The following is a 14,320-nucleotide window of genomic DNA, read 5'->3' as shown; positions in this document are numbered from 1 at the left end:
GATGCTTGCATCGAAGCTACTTCCTTAACCAGACGTCCTTATAATCGATTTTGCCCCAAGCATTAAGCGAAATGCCTTGCAGTGCTTGATTGTGGCCAACCTGCTGCATGCTATGGTACAGGAATAACATGCTGTAGCTGCGCTTAAGCTCTTCTTGAATGGACAGCAAGTGCTGCATGCGGACATCCAAATTGTCATTTCTCAAACACAACATAATTTGTTCACGGATATAGGCCTGATTCGCCAACGATTGCAGATTCGTAACAAAGCTGACTTTAGACATATACATCTCGATAAGCGAAATATCAGGCTGTATGCTAAGCACCTCTCCGGTTAGGATCATGTCAGCTTGCGCAACGACAGCGGGCACGGCAAGCTCATCTATAGGCAAAACAACGATCTCTACTGCTATTCCAATGCTTCCGCATGCTTCCTTAATCCATTTGGCGCTTTGTTCATTAGCCGGCATTTGATACGTATATAACGTTAACGTTTCTCCGTTATATAAAGATTCCTTTACAAGTTCCTCGGCGTATTCCTTGTCAAAGGCTTGAACATATAAATGCGCTGAATCCGCCAAAGTAAAGCCGGCTGATGGCTCATGCCTGATTCCGCCCAAATCATTGATCATTTGCTGCCGATTGATCCCGTGGTGAATCGCTTTCCGCAGCTTTAAATCCTTTAATACGTTATTTTTCGCCACATTAAGCGTAAGGATCGTACTGCCCTGCTCCACTTGCCTTAGCGACGGGCTTAACGTTTTCATGACCTGTGCTTCAAAATAGACGAGCTGCTCATCCGCTTGAGAAAACTGCATGCCATGGTCATCCTCATAATTCGGAAAAACCCACATTTCGATGCGGTCCAAATGAGGACAGCCTTCAAAATAATATTCGTTCGCTTCGACTACAAGCATCGATTCATTGTTTTGAATCATCTTGAAGGGTCCTGTTCCGATGGGCATTCGTTCAAATATATCCTCTGACTCCGTGCCATCCAGCATTTCAGGTACAATCATCGACCGCTCCGTGCATAGAAAATGAAGAAATAGTACATTCGGCTCCTTGAGTTCAAATGTGATGCTGTATTTCCCCGTTTCGCGAATCTCCTTGATCATGGATGTTATCCATTCTGAGGGTGAGTTTGTCAAAAGCCTCTTAAAGGTGTACGCGACATCCCGCGAGGTCAACAGCTTTCCATGGTGAAAGCGAACCCCTTTGCGCAAAAAAAACGTCCAACTGGTTTTTGCATCATTGGTCTCCCAATAATGGGCAAGCTGCGGATGGAACTTGTAATCCTGCTGTGAATATTTCACCAATGTATTAAAAATCTGCTCAATCCAGTGCGTTTCCGTCCGTCGGCAAACGTACGCAGGATCAAGCCGCAATACCGGACGATAGAACGGAAACCGCAGAATGTCCTTCTCGCCTTCGTCCCGCTTCAAACCAAACAACTCGGTTAGCCACGCCATGATATCCGATTTCACCGATGAGTCCTGCAGCGTCTCGAGCATACTCCAAACCTCGGTAATTCGTCCCTTCTCAACCAGTCCTTTTACTTTGCCTAGGACCACATCCCGATAAGAGATAAGAAAAATGATTTGCGATAAATTGCCGCGCCCGCGCCCAGGCTTCCATTCGACATAGTCCTTTTCAATCATTTTTGTCAAAAGGATTTGAACATTTCTGCGCGTGCAGGACAATATGTCGCAAATTCGGTCCATCGATAGAAAGAGACTCTCTTTCTCCGGCACGTCAGCAAACGTTTTTCTCAGCCTGCAATAATATTCTTCAACATCCAATTCGTTCACCACCTAAAAGGCGAAATGGTTAAACAACACCTGAAAATCCGCTTCCTCTTTTAAGTAAAGTATAAATGGCAGCTTAAGCATGGTCAAGATAAGCCTTGGACTAAAGCTACTGCTAACATCATTAACGGGAGCTATTCCTGTTAAATTCAAATCCCCGCTTTCAGCCTCATAAAAAATGCACTCCTTAAAGGAGCATCGGTTTCCCCTATGGGTTTTTCCAATGTCTACTTTAAGGAGTGCACGTCTCCTAGCAGGATGCCTTACTATAGTTTCTTGCTGTACGCAACCACTTCATCGTAGGACAGATTGCCGCCAAAAATATCTAGCGCGCTGCCTATCGTAATATCCAGCTTGCCGTTTGACAGCTCATTAAATTGATCCATATCGGCAATCGATCTTGCGCCACCGGCATAAGTGGTTGGCATGCTTACCCAGTCGGCGAGCGCGCTTACGAGACTTTGCTGAATGCCGCGCTGCTTGCCTTCTACGTCTACGGCGTGTACGAGAAACTCATCACAAAACTGTTCAAGATACGCTATATTTTGTTTGTTCACTTCAAAGTCGCTGAACTGCTTCCATTGGTTGGTCACGACAAACCATTTGCCGTCCTTCTCCTTGCAGCTAAGATCAATGACCAAACGATCCTTGCCAACCTCGGACACGATTTTCGCCAGATGCTGTTCATTCAATTGACCGTCTTTGAAAATATAGGACGTTACAATAATATGTGATGCGCCCTTCTCCAAATAAAACGATGCATTGTCCGAAGTGATGCCGCCGCCAATCTGCAAGCCGCCGGGATACTGCTCCAGGGCGCTGACAGCTGCCGCTTCATTCCCGCCGCCAAGCATAATGACGTGTCCGCCCGTTAACGCATCCTTTTTAAACAGATCGGCATAATAGGCTGAATCCTGCTTGGACACGAAGTTTTCTATAATTTCAGTATTAAGCGTCTCACCGACGATTTGTTTCACTTTCCCATCATGCAAATCGATACAAGGTCTAAACTTCAACTTGATTCCTCTATTCTGTATGATCTATGGACGAATATCTTTATAAGAAAAATAACCTAAAAGGCATCTATAAATCAACTAAATCAGCCAATCTATTTTGCCGATTGCGATTTCCCTGTTAAAACGTCTATCAAATCGGCTAAATCTACTTCCGCCATGGAAGGAATCAATAGATCGTAATCGGCGAACTCAAAATCCTTCGTCAGCTCATTTGGCACGATAACGGTATTCAAGCCCGCCGCTTTCGCTGCCCGGAAACCATTTAACGAATCCTCGAACGAGATCGCTTCGCCCGCTGCAACGCCTAGCTTTTGCAATGAGAGCAAGTAAAGCTCCGGGTCAGGCTTCACGTTCGCCACTTCATCTGCTGTACTGAAGCTATCGAAATAATCAGCCAGATGATGCTTAATCAAATAAGGTTCAATCCAGTTTAGATGCGAGCTGGAAGCGAGTCCAACCTTCAGGTTGAGCCGCTTCGCTTCCTCCAAATAAGCAATCACGCCAGGGCGAATCGTTGCTTCCTTTAATAGCTCCGCATAGATTGCTTTAAACTTCTCCTTGAATTGCTGCAAATCAACCGTGTCCGCAACGCATTCGGCAATATAGGTATAGGGGTTAAAATGGTCCAAGGATGTTCCTACGCATTTGGCGTATAGCGCAACCGGAAGCTCTACCCCGTATTGCTGATAGACTTGTCGAAACGCATGATAGGAAGGCGTCTCGGTATCGATGATCAATCCGTCAAAGTCAAATACAAGTGCTTTAATCAATGGAATCATTCTCCTCTTTCTAAAAAACGTATTTCCGCATGATAGATCATTGATCCGTTGCATCCGGGAATTTATGCTTCTCCAGCACCTCATAGCCCAAACCCAAACGGCCATAAAACCTTAGCTATTCAAAATTTTCGATGAGTCGCTATACGTTTGCAGATATTGCCCTCTTTCCTTTTCGTTCGACTCGATATCGCTCGTAATGAGGCTTTGAATGAGCTTCAACAATTGCCCCTTTTCATATACGCAGTGATGATTGTAGCAATGAGCATCATTCAGCATAAAAGGAAGCGTCCGCGGAATATTGGATACGATGCCGACGTTCTCCTCATTCATGATCCATTCGATTTTTTTCCAATCCAATATGCCCTCATCCGTTTTGCGCGGCGTTACATAATCATAGCTTTCGGGCACCTCTGCCACATAGGCATACATGCCGCCAAAATCAAAATCCTCGCCGGTCCACGTCACCAAACCTTTGAAATGCAGCTCGTATGCCTCAATTCCCGTTTCTTCCTCTATCTCTCTAATCATCGCTGCCCGCGGAGATTCCATAGGCTCCAGCTTGCCGCCTATTCCATTCCAGCAGCCCATCCAGCTTGCCTTTTCCCGGTTGAGCAATAGAATCTCATCGCCTCGTTTGACGAAGCAAATATTATATTTCAGCATGCCATGCGCTCCTATTGGTTTACAATGTCAAAAGAAATTAGTGCTTAGTGCAAATACAACCATAGCAACTACTATAGCTGCAAAAAAATATCCGATAACTCTAATCCCTTTGGGTAACGTATGCCAAATGACTTTTTGCGGGGGACCCCCGCCTTCGATTCTTTGCGCATCCTCAAAAAGGGGATCAAACGATCCGTTTCTTCCCGTATCAGTCTTAGATGCCTGCGTCTCATGAATGCTGCCGCTTTTTTTATCCATTCCATGACCTCCGCAAATCAAAGTGTTGAATCATTTGGGCTCTTTTAAACCTTCAGCGTTGCAATGAGCTTCTTCGGCGCTTTGGTCAAATACGCCTCTTGTATGACACCTACCAGCTCATCCCACGCCGCATCACGGTCAAGCCTCACGCCAATCCAGCCAAGATGTCCAACATAAGCCGGCCGCTCCACTTCCCAGCACCTCCCGCTATTTGTATCTTCTAGGCTATATTTTACCATATGAAAAAGCAAAAAAGACAAAGAATGCTTCTCTTTGTCTTGTCGCTTTGCTTCTTGCTATTAGAAATCGAAGTTGTCCGGGTCCGGCCCTACTCGAAGATTTTCGTTCAGCCCGCTGATCCGGTCCATATCATCGGAAGAGAGTTCAAAATCGAACACCTCAGCGTTAGCAATAATTCTTGCTTCCTTCGTCGATTTCGGAATGGTGATGACGCCGTTTTGCAGATCCCATCTTAGAATGATTTGTGCAACGGATTTGTTGTAGCGTTCAGCAATTTCCATTAGGAGCGGGTTATCCAGCAGCTGCCCTTGCATAAGAGGAGACCACGCTTCAAACTGAATGCCGTTTTCCTTGCAGAAGCTACGCAATTCGAGCTGCGTCAAGCGCGGGTGATATTCCACCTGATTGATCATAGGCTTGATTTCAGCATCCTTCATCAATTCTTCAAGGTGATGAATTTGAAAATTGCTCACGCCGATCGCTTTCACTCGACCTTGCTTGTACAACGTCTCAAGAGCGCGCCACGCTTCCTTGAACTTGCCTTCCACAGGCCAGTGGATCAGATAAAGATCAAGATATTGTAAGCCAAGCTTCGATAAGCTCGCTTCATAAGCAGCTAATGTCGACTCATAACCCAGATCGGCATTCCATACTTTCGAGGTAACAAACAAATCTTCGCGGTTAAGCGACGCCTGCTTCAAACCTTGCTGAATGCCATTGCCTACGCCCGCTTCATTGCCATAAATAGCGGCCGTGTCGATGCTGCGATAGCCATTCTTAATGGCTGACGCAACTGCATTTTCCAGCTCATCGCCTTCCTCTACTTTAAATACCCCTAATCCAAACCAAGGCATTTTCACTCCGTTATGCAATGTAGTAGTAGCTTGTAAATGATTCATCATGATTATTCCTCCAATAAATTATAGGATTAGGATTAGATATTAACTTCTTTCCCGCTATCTTTGCGCTCCAAACGCATGCTCCAGCCTGTTAGGATGACAGCAGCGACGACCATAATGCCGCCGAACCAAGAGGTATGGATCAGGCCAATTGAATCCGTAACGACGCCGCCTAAGTAGGCGCCAATAGCAATGCCGGCATTAAATGCAGCAATGTTAAGCGCGGATGCGACATCTACACCGCCTGGCATGAACCGCTCGGCAAGCGTTACGACATAAACCTGGAGCCCTGCCACATTCATGAAGTGGAACAATCCCATTAATATGATCGTGAGCAGCGCCGCGATTTTAAAAGGTGCCGTGAAGCTAAGCACGAACAGCACGACAGCTTGTACGACAAACATATAGAATAATGCCCTAAGCGGATTTTTATTAGCAAGCTTGCCTCCAATAACATTTCCTATCGCAATGGCGATACCATATACGAGCAAAATAATCGTGACTTGCTGTGCTTTAAAGCCGGTTATTTCTTGGAGCATAGGGGCTAAATAAGTAAAGACTGCAAACGTTCCGCCATATCCTAATGCCGTAATGATAAACAATAGCACTAACCGACCGTTTGTAAAAAGCTTGAGCTGCTCCGAAATCTTAATGGGTGCTCCTTTGCGCAAATCAGATGGCACAAGAATACTGTTGGCGATAAAAGCGATGACGCCCACGATGACGATTGCGATGAATGCAGCCCTCCACCCGAGCTGCTGTCCGATAAACGTGCCGATCGGAACACCGGTGATCGTCGCGACGGTTAGCCCTGTGAACATAATAGCAATTGCGCTTGCCCGCCGATTTGGCGGAACAACATCGGCTGCTATCGTTGAGCCAATGGACATGAACACCCCATGCGACAAGGCTGAAATGATTCTAGCGATAAGCAGAATCTCGACCGATGATGAAGTTGCTGCAATCGTGTTACCGATAATACAAACGACCATTATCCATAGCAGCAACGCTTTTCGCGGTATTTTCGTCGTTAATGAAGTCAGGATCGGCGCTCCAAAGGTCACGCCAAGCGCATATAACGTAACGGTCAAACCTGCCGTCGTGACTGATATATTCAAGTCCTTCGAAATAAGCGGCAGCAGCCCGACGCTTATAAATTCGGTTGTTCCGATTGCGAAGGCACTGACTGCTAATGCAAGCAAAGCAAGCGTGCTTCTTTTTCTCTCTATAGCCATGCCCCTTCACTCCTATTCTTTCAAGTATGGTCAGTTGTTCAATTAAAATGTTGTAGCTGTATCGGCCGATGAATGTTATTATCGTTTATGTAAGGTGAAATGACCAGTACGCACTTAAAAGTACTATAGGTACTAAAAAGTACCTATAACTTCAGATAGGAGAGAAAAACATGAGCAAAAAGAAATACAATATTTCCGTAGAAGCGACGCTCGAAGTGATCGGAGGCAAATGGAAATGCGTAATCCTCTGTCATTTGACCCATGGAACGAAACGTACGAGCGATTTAAAACGGCTTATGCCGAATATTACGCAAAAAATGCTTACCCAGCAGCTTAGAGAGCTGGAGGACGACGGCATCATTAATCGAATCGTCTATAATCAGGTTCCCCCTAAGGTAGAATATCAACTCAGCGAATACGGGCAAAGCTTGAAAAGCATACTCGATTCCCTTTGTAATTGGGGAGAAAATCATATCGTTAAGGTGTATGGCAACAAATACGACGTCTTGGAAGAAAGCATCCTCAATAAATAACAAAAAGAAGAATTTCCTGATTGGCCTGATCGGCAATCTGGAAATTCTTCTTTTTGTTTGTCGCCTTATTTCGGTATATAGGCAAAGCCAGGATATCTCACGACCGGCCATTTCTCCTTGCGAAGCGCGTCCAGCAGCTCCGGCCCGACAATCAAATTATCCGCAACCAGCTCGCGCGGCGTTAAAGCCATCCATTGATTTAAAGATACATCAACGAACCGATCGCTCTTGAACATTTCCAAAAACCATAATGTCTGGTCACCCGTGTTTTGAATATAGTGTCCAAACGCGAACGGGACATACCCCACGTCGCCCGCTCGGTAATCAAAGGTGCGCGCAACTCCATTTCCCGCAAATACAGTCATCCGGCCTTGGCCAGCGAGATAATACTGCCACTCGTCATTGTTCGGATGCCAGTGCAGCTCCCGCATGCCTCCCGGCTCGATTTCGACTAATGCCGCTGCTACCGTTTTCGAAATCGGAAAGTTTGAGGAGTCCACAATTCGCACGCTGCCTCCGGGTGTTTTGAATGGAGGCTGCGCCAGCAAACGATGAGTGAAGCTTAACGGGATCGTGCCATAGGGTGATGGTACCTTCTGGCTCTCCAGTGAGCCCGGTACCTCATCTTGAAAAATATAAACCTGATCGGTTGGAATATTGCCGAAAGCCGACTCCGGCACGCCAAAATTTGCAGACAGCACTTCCTTCGGCGTATGCGCAAACCAATCCGAGATGGATAACGTGTTCAGATCAGAGAAATTGCCGTCATCAAAGACAAGCAAAAACTCACAGCCGCCCTCCAAGCCTTGAATCGAATGGGGAATGCCTGGCGGGAAATACCAAAGATCCCCCTCGCTGACGTCTGCGATAAAGTTCCGTCCTGCCTGATCGACTGAGGTAATGCGCGCATTGCCAAGCAGCATGTACGCCCATTCGGCCTGTTGATGCCAATGCAGCTCGCGGACGCCGCCAGCCGTCAGGCTCATATTAACGCCTGAAAGTGTAGTGGCAATGGGTAGATCACGGACGGTGATCTCGCGTGACCACCCGCCCTGATTTAACTGCATATGCGCATCTGAAAAGGAAAACTTCATGTTAGGCAGCAAGCCAGAGTCCGTAACCGGAGGCACGAACATGTTCGGATTTTCTTTGTCGCGCATAATATCCCGGGGTCCCAGGTCAACGCCGCCTGCGCCATCACTCTTTCTGATCGGCTGCGGGACATGGCCGTAGCTGCTTTGGTTCCGAGGCGAATTGTCCATCATTCTCCTCCTCATAGGTTGGATAAGGTAACGATAGCTTTCGTAACCTATACAGTTTATGATGGAGAAACGAGCAATATGTTGTTTTTACCACTCCTCTTATGAGAGACCTTACAATCGTATCTGCAACTATAAGGAGCAGGAAGCCGTCTGGATAAAAAACCATTGTAAGGTATGCAAAGAACCGTTCAAGGGGATATTGCAACAAAGGAGGAATAATTGATGTCCAAAAAAATCGTTGCCATCCTTTCAATTTTGATCATTTGCGCCAGCTGCAGCAAGGCTAACGCACCAACCAATCAAGCTCCTTCACCTGCGCCGATTGTTAGTCCAAGCTTGCAGCCAACAACGGAACCGACGGTTGAACCCGAACCGACAGAAACCATTGATCCCATCAAAGAGCAAATAGCTGCTATGACGCTGGATGAGAAAATTGGCCAAATGGTGCTTGTTGGCCTAGAAGGCACTACTATACAAGATGATGCCAAAAAGATGATCGAGCAGTATCGAATCGGCGGATTTATTTTATATAAAGATAATATGACAGACGCTGCCCAAACCTTAAAGCTTCTTAATCAGCTGAAAGCTGCCAATGAAGCGAATACCGCTCCGCTTTGGCTCAGTCTGGATCAGGAAGGCGGCAAGGTTAGCCGCATGCCTGAACAATTTATAAAGCTGCCTCCCGCAGCAGATGTGGGACGGGTAAATGAAGCAGCCTATACGAAGCTAATCGGCGAGGCGCTTGGCGAAGAAGTGCATGCGCTTGGCTTTAACATGGATTTTGCCCCTGTGCTTGATATTAATAGCAATCCCAAAAACCCGGTGATCGGCAATCGCTCCTTCGGGGCAGATCCTGATACCGTCATTTCGCACGGAATGGAAACGATGAAAGCGATACAATCCAAGCAAGTAGCAGCCGTGGTCAAGCATTTTCCTGGCCATGGGGATACTTCGGTTGATTCGCATCTCGATCTGCCAGTCGTCAACAAAACCAGGCAACAGCTCGAAGCATTCGAGCTGCTCCCCTTCGTCAGGGCGATTAAGCAAAATGCGGATGCCATCATGGTTGCTCACTTATTGATCCCGAAAATCGATGAGAAATATCCGGCATCCATTTCCAAAAAAATAATTAAAGATATGCTCCGTGACGACTTAGGGTACGAGGGCGTCGTCATTACGGACGATATGACCATGGGCGGCATTACGGAACATTTTAATGTCGGCCAGGCCGCAGTCCGGTCGATTCAGGCTGGCAGCGATATCATTCTGATCGGACATGACAATGCGATACAATTATCGGTTCTCAAGGCGCTTAAGCAAAGCGCGCGGGATGGAGATATTCCGAAGGATATGCTTGATCAGAGCGTTTATCGCATCTTAAAGCTTAAAGCAAAATACCAGCTTGCCGATACGCCCGTTAAGAGCATAGACGTTAAAGCGGTAAACAAACAAATCGAAGCCGCGTTAGCAGCAGGAAAATAGCATCATAAAAAGGCCGTCTATTCCTTCATAGACGGCCTTTCCTCATTCATTTATCAAAACCAGCTCAGTCGCTTACAAGCCCAGAATATGATATCCGGAGTCGACATGGAGAACTTCGCCCGTGATTCCTCTGGACAATTGGCTCAGTAGGAACATCGTCGCATCGCCAACCTCTTCCTGGTCAATGTTGCGGCGAAGCGGCGCTCTTTCTTCAATGGTGGACATGATATCGTTAAAGCCTGATACGCCTTTTGCGGCAAGCGTGCGGATCGGACCTGCGGATACCGCGTTGACACGAATGCCGTATTTCCCCAAATCCTCAGCTAAATACATCACGCTTGCTTCGAGCGCGGCTTTCGCTACGCCCATAACATTATAGTTTTTCACAACACGTTCAGCCCCAATATAGGTTTGGGTAACGATACTGCCGCCTTCTGTCATCAAACGTTTCGCTTCGCGCGCAACGGCTACGAAGGAATAGGCGCTTGAGTTTTGCGCCAGCAAATACCCTTCTCTTGTCGTATCCACATATTCACCCTGAAGCTCGTCCTTATCGGCAAAAGCAACCGAGTGAACGAGTCCGTGAATAATGCCATTCGCCTGCTGAATTTCGTTAAACGCTGCTGTTACGCTGCTATCATCCAGCACGTCACAGGATACCGTCTGCAAAGCTTCTATTTGGTGCTGCTCCAATAGCTTCTTCAGCTTCTCTAAAGATCTTTCCTTGCGGTAAGTGAAAATAAGCTTAGCTCCTTGGTTATGAAGCGACTTCGCCACTCCCCATGCGATGCTGCGCTCATTCGCTACGCCCATCACGACAACTACTTTGTTTTCCATTAAGTTAGACATGCTGTTCCTCCTAGTTGGTTCATCCATCATTAGAATCGTATATGTTTAACCTGCGTCAATACGCGGTCATACGCTTTTTTGAACTTGCCTCTTTGATCCGGCAATAAGCTAATATTCGACATCGATGCGATTTGCTCCACGTTTTGCACCACGGTCGTTTGATCCGTATCCAGATGATACCGGAAAATCTCGTCCGATAAACCTGCCGCGCATCTCTTTATTTGCTGCTCCGCCCACGAGTTTTTTCGCTCGCCTCTGCCCCGAAGCCGCTTCATGAGCGTCTCTTCCGATGCACATAAGGCATAGTGATGGACAACGACTCCATCCTCCCTTAAGCGTCCGACAATTTCATCAAAATATTGCGGATTCACAATGGTCATCGGCGCGATGATCATCCCGTCGTAGGATTCATCGAGATACTTCAGCATCGCGTAATTCATTTCCCGCCACATCGGATAATCTTGAAAATCACCCTTTTGGACCGCTGCCGGAACGTTTTTTCTTATGAAATAACCCGCATTCTCCGGATCATACAGGTATGAGTTTTCCGTTCTTCGATGCAGCTCATGCGCAGTCTGCGTCTTCCCCGCCCCAAATGCGCCATTAATCCATAAGATCACGACCGTCACCTCGATTCCAAACTCACATCACTGTTCTATACTAACGATAACTTTTAAGATATTCAACTTCTATTTCTTCGAACAAAAAATATTCGGCTACTCCAACCGCTATTCCAATTGTCTCACAAAAGCAATGTAATCCGTATTTATGGGAGTACCTCCGCCTTGTCTGATCAACGAAGCAATTTGACCGCGATGATAGCTGCCGTGCAAGGAAACATGGGTTAATATATCGTTTATCGCGGTATGAAATAGGTTCCCTTTGCTATTTGGATAAGCGATTTTTTCGTTAAAATCAACGGCCTTCAGTCTAGCGAATAACAATTGATAACCACTCATATTCTGCTGCATAAGCTCCTCGCACTTCTCAAGCGAATACTCAGGCCATATGGGAAATGCCGATGCGTCCTCCCCGTTAATCCGGGCAAGCCATATCTGCTCCGCGGCGAGCACATGTCCAAACAAAACGAGAGGCTTCTCTGCTGGCTCATTGCCTTGCTGAAGGAGTTCAAAAATCTGCCGGTTAGCCCATGCGGCATGTTCAAAGGTTTTGAGTGACACAGGCGGATGATGTTGACCGGCCGCAACAATATGTAGCGGGACACGAGCGAGCGAAGAGAACGTGATCTCTACGATCTGATCCAATTCCAGCTGGTCCATAATCTCAGGGACAATAATTCTAATCCGCTTAACCTTCCCATCCGCTCTTAGGATGTATATGGTATTTTTATACTTGCTGACCAATTTTGCTTGAATGACAAATCGATTTTTCGTAATCACATCAATCAATTGTATGATCAAGAAAGCAAGGATAACCAACCCTCCGGCAAAAAAGAAAAAGCCTAATACCTCAGAACCGCCATTCTCATAAATCATCGTAAACTGGACGATGGCATTTAGAAGAACGACCGAGCTCGACATGATCCCCAAACCGAACGTTTTTGATGGCTGTAGATTCATAAGCGTCCCCTCGTCTCTCTGTACTACTCTATTTTAATGCCGTGCTGCTAAAACCTGCTTATCAATTGATTCCATCGTACACTCCTCCAATATTTAAAGGCTTCGCATTACGGAACCGTATAATGGAAAAGTCCAGCGTTGACGCGATAATTCGGTTTCTGATCGGATGCAGGTTAGGCGTAAATCTCAGCTCGACCCGCTGCTTAACGATTTGACCGATAAGATCGTAAACGCGCTCAACCTTCACAGGCTCGGCTTCAGCATAAGAGATGTAATACCCGGCGGTGCTCGCCTCGTCAAATAGCTCGAAGCTATCTTCGGCAAACGTATAACGATAAAGAGGGGTTTGACGGATACGATCCAGCCAATCATTTTCCACTACGATGATTTTATCGACGCTGGTCTCTGCGAAATAATGCTGGATATCCTCTTCGCTGCTCCATTCTGCTTTCCAGTAAATAACCCGAGGACAGTCCCTTGGGAAACAATAATGCAGCGCTTGTTCCTCGTTAATCGCAAACACGACCGGTTTCAGGTGAGGATAAGCCTTTTGCAGGCGTGGGAAAAATCGTTCAATATCGGGTTCTTCGCTAAAATGGTACAGCATGCTTACATTCCTCATTTCAATGGCTTCCGGACCACAAGGGACTCCCCTTCCTGTTTACTCTTGCAGCTGCTTCTCGTAGCAGACACTGCTCTCGCTATCCACATAAATGCCGAATCTATCAATCAACGAATAACCATGCTTCCGATAAAAGCTGAGCGCCTCCGGCTGCGCTTCCCCTGCTTCGAGCTTGATGCTGCGAAAATGCATCGCTTTTGCTTTCGCCTCAAGCTCGAATAAAATCTGCTTCGCGATGCCTCTATTTCGATAGCTTTCGTCCACGAAAAAACGCTTCAGCTCTGTTGACTCTTCGTCCAACGGTCTAATCGCGCCGCAGCCTACCGGGATCTCGTTATCATAAGCAACGAGGAATAAAATGTCCTTGACCTTCTCATCCGTAAAATCGAGCCCGAAAATTTCTTCCGCAGGATAACGCTCCAGCAAATCCTCATCGAGCTTACGGATCAGCATTTGTAAATCCTCGTTCTGAGGGGTAACGACGTTTAATGTAACCTTTTGCATATGGTTTTCTCCTCTTGTTGGGTAAGATGATAGTAAGTTTAAACTCCGCCTAAAACAGTCAATTTTCCCATTATGGCTCAATGGATACCAGTGTCGGCTTTTCCCATTTTCGATGCTCGTATTTGATTGAGTATTCCTGATTTACTTCGATCAATTTATAAATGCCCTTTGGTATTTGGACGGTTTCGCGGTCTCCGCTCATTTTCTCAACGACAATTTCATCCGTACTCACCTCAATTACCTTCACCTGCGACGTTGTTAAAGTCGCATAATGATTCCATCTAAAAAAGGCCAGCATTAAGACCAGCAATCCAATAAAAAAAATTATTTTACTCCGCTTATTCATAAGATCCTCCAAAAAGCTTTTCCGCATAATCAATGCTATTCTCAAAATCTATAATTCTTCTAGTCTTCGTCCTTCTTTGCTTTAGATGCATAGTAGGTGCTTGTGAGAAAAGAGGCCAGCCCTAAAATCCACCCAATTAATGGCGAATAGGCCAGAGCTGATTTTAACGACATGCCGCCTATGACAAATACGACGCCAACGAATAAATAAGCAATGGATAATCGATGAAACTTGTTCATCCCAAT

Annotated in this window: 18 protein-coding genes; 2 read left to right on the top strand and 16 right to left on the bottom strand. The window is 46.3% G+C overall.

Features of this window, described 5'->3' with window-relative positions; translation table 11 throughout:
- Nucleotides 1-16 precede the first annotated feature (16 nt).
- The 8 genes from A7975_RS03960 to A7975_RS03925 form a co-directional block, all read right to left on the bottom strand.
- A complete protein-coding gene (locus tag A7975_RS03960; protein ID WP_065384189.1) occupies nt 17-1,801 on the bottom strand; it encodes an SgrR family transcriptional regulator in 1,785 nt (594 codons plus the stop codon).
- 272 nt (nt 1,802-2,073) lie between these two features.
- Nucleotides 2,074-2,823 (bottom strand): phosphoribosylformimino-5-aminoimidazole carboxamide ribotide isomerase, encoded by a 750-nt coding sequence (hisA, locus tag A7975_RS03955; protein ID WP_065384188.1) that lies wholly within the window; start codon nt 2,821-2,823, stop codon nt 2,074-2,076.
- A gap of 92 nt (nt 2,824-2,915) precedes the next feature.
- On the bottom strand, nt 2,916-3,593 hold the full coding sequence (locus A7975_RS03950) for an HAD family hydrolase (RefSeq protein WP_065384187.1): 678 nt from the start codon (nt 3,591-3,593) through the stop codon (nt 2,916-2,918).
- A 120-nt stretch (nt 3,594-3,713) separates the two neighbouring features.
- The gene (locus A7975_RS03945) at nt 3,714-4,265 is read right to left on the bottom strand and encodes an NUDIX hydrolase (protein ID WP_065384186.1); all 552 of its coding nucleotides are present in this window, start codon (nt 4,263-4,265) and stop codon (nt 3,714-3,716) included.
- Nucleotides 4,266-4,292: 27 nt separating this feature from the next.
- Complete coding sequence (locus tag A7975_RS03940; protein WP_053375897.1) at nt 4,293-4,523, bottom strand: hypothetical protein; 231 nt, start codon at nt 4,521-4,523, stop codon at nt 4,293-4,295.
- Between the two features lie 44 nt (nt 4,524-4,567).
- Complete coding sequence (locus A7975_RS03935) at nt 4,568-4,714, bottom strand: hypothetical protein (protein WP_255314154.1); 147 nt, start codon at nt 4,712-4,714, stop codon at nt 4,568-4,570.
- Nucleotides 4,715-4,822: 108 nt separating this feature from the next.
- Nucleotides 4,823-5,665 (bottom strand): aldo/keto reductase, encoded by an 843-nt coding sequence (locus A7975_RS03930; RefSeq protein ID WP_065384185.1) that lies wholly within the window; start codon nt 5,663-5,665, stop codon nt 4,823-4,825.
- Nucleotides 5,666-5,697: 32 nt separating this feature from the next.
- Nucleotides 5,698-6,897 carry an MFS transporter gene (locus tag A7975_RS03925; protein WP_065384184.1) on the bottom strand — a complete coding sequence of 400 codons (1,200 nt, stop codon included), beginning with the start codon at nt 6,895-6,897 and terminating at the stop codon, nt 5,698-5,700.
- Between the two features lie 170 nt (nt 6,898-7,067).
- Here A7975_RS03925 and A7975_RS03920 point away from each other — a divergent pair, with 170 nt between their 5' ends.
- Nucleotides 7,068-7,430, top strand: coding sequence for a winged helix-turn-helix transcriptional regulator (locus tag A7975_RS03920; protein WP_053375894.1), 363 nt, complete (start codon nt 7,068-7,070; stop codon nt 7,428-7,430).
- 65 nt (nt 7,431-7,495) lie between these two features.
- Here the strand turns inward: A7975_RS03920 and A7975_RS03915 are convergent, their stop codons facing one another.
- Nucleotides 7,496-8,695 (bottom strand): oxalate decarboxylase family bicupin, encoded by a 1,200-nt coding sequence (locus tag A7975_RS03915; RefSeq protein WP_065384183.1) that lies wholly within the window; start codon nt 8,693-8,695, stop codon nt 7,496-7,498.
- 219 nt (nt 8,696-8,914) lie between these two features.
- Here A7975_RS03915 and nagZ point away from each other — a divergent pair, with 219 nt between their 5' ends.
- Nucleotides 8,915-10,174: a beta-N-acetylhexosaminidase gene (nagZ, locus tag A7975_RS03910; RefSeq protein WP_053375892.1), complete on the top strand. Its 1,260-nt coding sequence runs from the start codon at nt 8,915-8,917 to the stop codon at nt 10,172-10,174.
- Nucleotides 10,175-10,246: 72 nt separating this feature from the next.
- Here nagZ and fabI read toward each other — a convergent pair whose 3' ends face one another.
- The 7 genes from fabI to A7975_RS03875 form a co-directional block, all read right to left on the bottom strand.
- The gene (fabI, locus tag A7975_RS03905; protein ID WP_065384182.1) at nt 10,247-11,023 is read right to left on the bottom strand and encodes an enoyl-ACP reductase FabI; all 777 of its coding nucleotides are present in this window, start codon (nt 11,021-11,023) and stop codon (nt 10,247-10,249) included.
- Nucleotides 11,024-11,052: 29 nt separating this feature from the next.
- Nucleotides 11,053-11,643: an AAA family ATPase gene (locus tag A7975_RS03900; RefSeq protein ID WP_176707662.1), complete on the bottom strand. Its 591-nt coding sequence runs from the start codon at nt 11,641-11,643 to the stop codon at nt 11,053-11,055.
- Nucleotides 11,644-11,751: 108 nt separating this feature from the next.
- Nucleotides 11,752-12,603 carry a DinB family protein gene (locus tag A7975_RS34655; RefSeq protein ID WP_255314151.1) on the bottom strand — a complete coding sequence of 284 codons (852 nt, stop codon included), beginning with the start codon at nt 12,601-12,603 and terminating at the stop codon, nt 11,752-11,754.
- A 61-nt stretch (nt 12,604-12,664) separates the two neighbouring features.
- Nucleotides 12,665-13,225, bottom strand: coding sequence for a DUF6886 family protein (locus tag A7975_RS03890; protein ID WP_255314150.1), 561 nt, complete (start codon nt 13,223-13,225; stop codon nt 12,665-12,667).
- 39 nt (nt 13,226-13,264) lie between these two features.
- Nucleotides 13,265-13,729, bottom strand: a complete 465-nt coding sequence (locus tag A7975_RS03885) for a GNAT family N-acetyltransferase (RefSeq protein ID WP_065384179.1) — start codon at nt 13,727-13,729, stop codon at nt 13,265-13,267.
- A gap of 70 nt (nt 13,730-13,799) precedes the next feature.
- Nucleotides 13,800-14,075: a hypothetical protein gene (locus A7975_RS03880; RefSeq protein WP_141680190.1), complete on the bottom strand. Its 276-nt coding sequence runs from the start codon at nt 14,073-14,075 to the stop codon at nt 13,800-13,802.
- A 59-nt stretch (nt 14,076-14,134) separates the two neighbouring features.
- The gene (locus A7975_RS03875) at nt 14,135-14,314 is read right to left on the bottom strand and encodes a hypothetical protein (RefSeq protein ID WP_053375885.1); all 180 of its coding nucleotides are present in this window, start codon (nt 14,312-14,314) and stop codon (nt 14,135-14,137) included.
- Nucleotides 14,315-14,320: the final 6 nt, after the last annotated feature.

The sequence above is a fragment of the Bacillus sp. FJAT-26390 genome (assembly GCF_001682865.1).
Classification (GTDB): Bacteria; Bacillota; Bacilli; order Paenibacillales; family Paenibacillaceae; genus Pristimantibacillus.
The sequence above is the reverse complement of the archived record's forward strand: the minus strand, read 5'-3'. Positions and strand labels throughout refer to the sequence as shown.

What these genes read in the sequence shown, in the direction of transcription:
- A7975_RS03945 (WP_065384186.1), bottom strand. Translation starts at nt 4,265, where the DNA reads ATGCTGAAATATAATATTTGCTTCGTCAAACGAGGCGATGAGATTCTA.
- A7975_RS03940 (WP_053375897.1), bottom strand. Translation starts at nt 4,523, where the DNA reads ATGGATAAAAAAAGCGGCAGCATTCATGAGACGCAGGCATCTAAGACT.
- A7975_RS03930 (WP_065384185.1), bottom strand. Translation starts at nt 5,665, where the DNA reads ATGATGAATCATTTACAAGCTACTACTACATTGCATAACGGAGTGAAA.
- A7975_RS03925 (WP_065384184.1), bottom strand. Translation starts at nt 6,897, where the DNA reads ATGGCTATAGAGAGAAAAAGAAGCACGCTTGCTTTGCTTGCATTAGCA.
- A7975_RS03920 (WP_053375894.1), top strand. Translation starts at nt 7,068, where the DNA reads ATGAGCAAAAAGAAATACAATATTTCCGTAGAAGCGACGCTCGAAGTG.
- A7975_RS03915 (WP_065384183.1), bottom strand. Translation starts at nt 8,695, where the DNA reads ATGATGGACAATTCGCCTCGGAACCAAAGCAGCTACGGCCATGTCCCG.
- nagZ (WP_053375892.1), top strand. Translation starts at nt 8,915, where the DNA reads ATGTCCAAAAAAATCGTTGCCATCCTTTCAATTTTGATCATTTGCGCC.
- fabI (WP_065384182.1), bottom strand. Translation starts at nt 11,023, where the DNA reads ATGTCTAACTTAATGGAAAACAAAGTAGTTGTCGTGATGGGCGTAGCG.
- A7975_RS34655 (WP_255314151.1), bottom strand. Translation starts at nt 12,603, where the DNA reads ATGAATCTACAGCCATCAAAAACGTTCGGTTTGGGGATCATGTCGAGC.
- A7975_RS03890 (WP_255314150.1), bottom strand. Translation starts at nt 13,225, where the DNA reads ATGAGGAATGTAAGCATGCTGTACCATTTTAGCGAAGAACCCGATATT.
- A7975_RS03885 (WP_065384179.1), bottom strand. Translation starts at nt 13,729, where the DNA reads ATGCAAAAGGTTACATTAAACGTCGTTACCCCTCAGAACGAGGATTTA.
- A7975_RS03880 (WP_141680190.1), bottom strand. Translation starts at nt 14,075, where the DNA reads ATGAATAAGCGGAGTAAAATAATTTTTTTTATTGGATTGCTGGTCTTA.
- A7975_RS03875 (WP_053375885.1), bottom strand. Translation starts at nt 14,314, where the DNA reads ATGAACAAGTTTCATCGATTATCCATTGCTTATTTATTCGTTGGCGTC.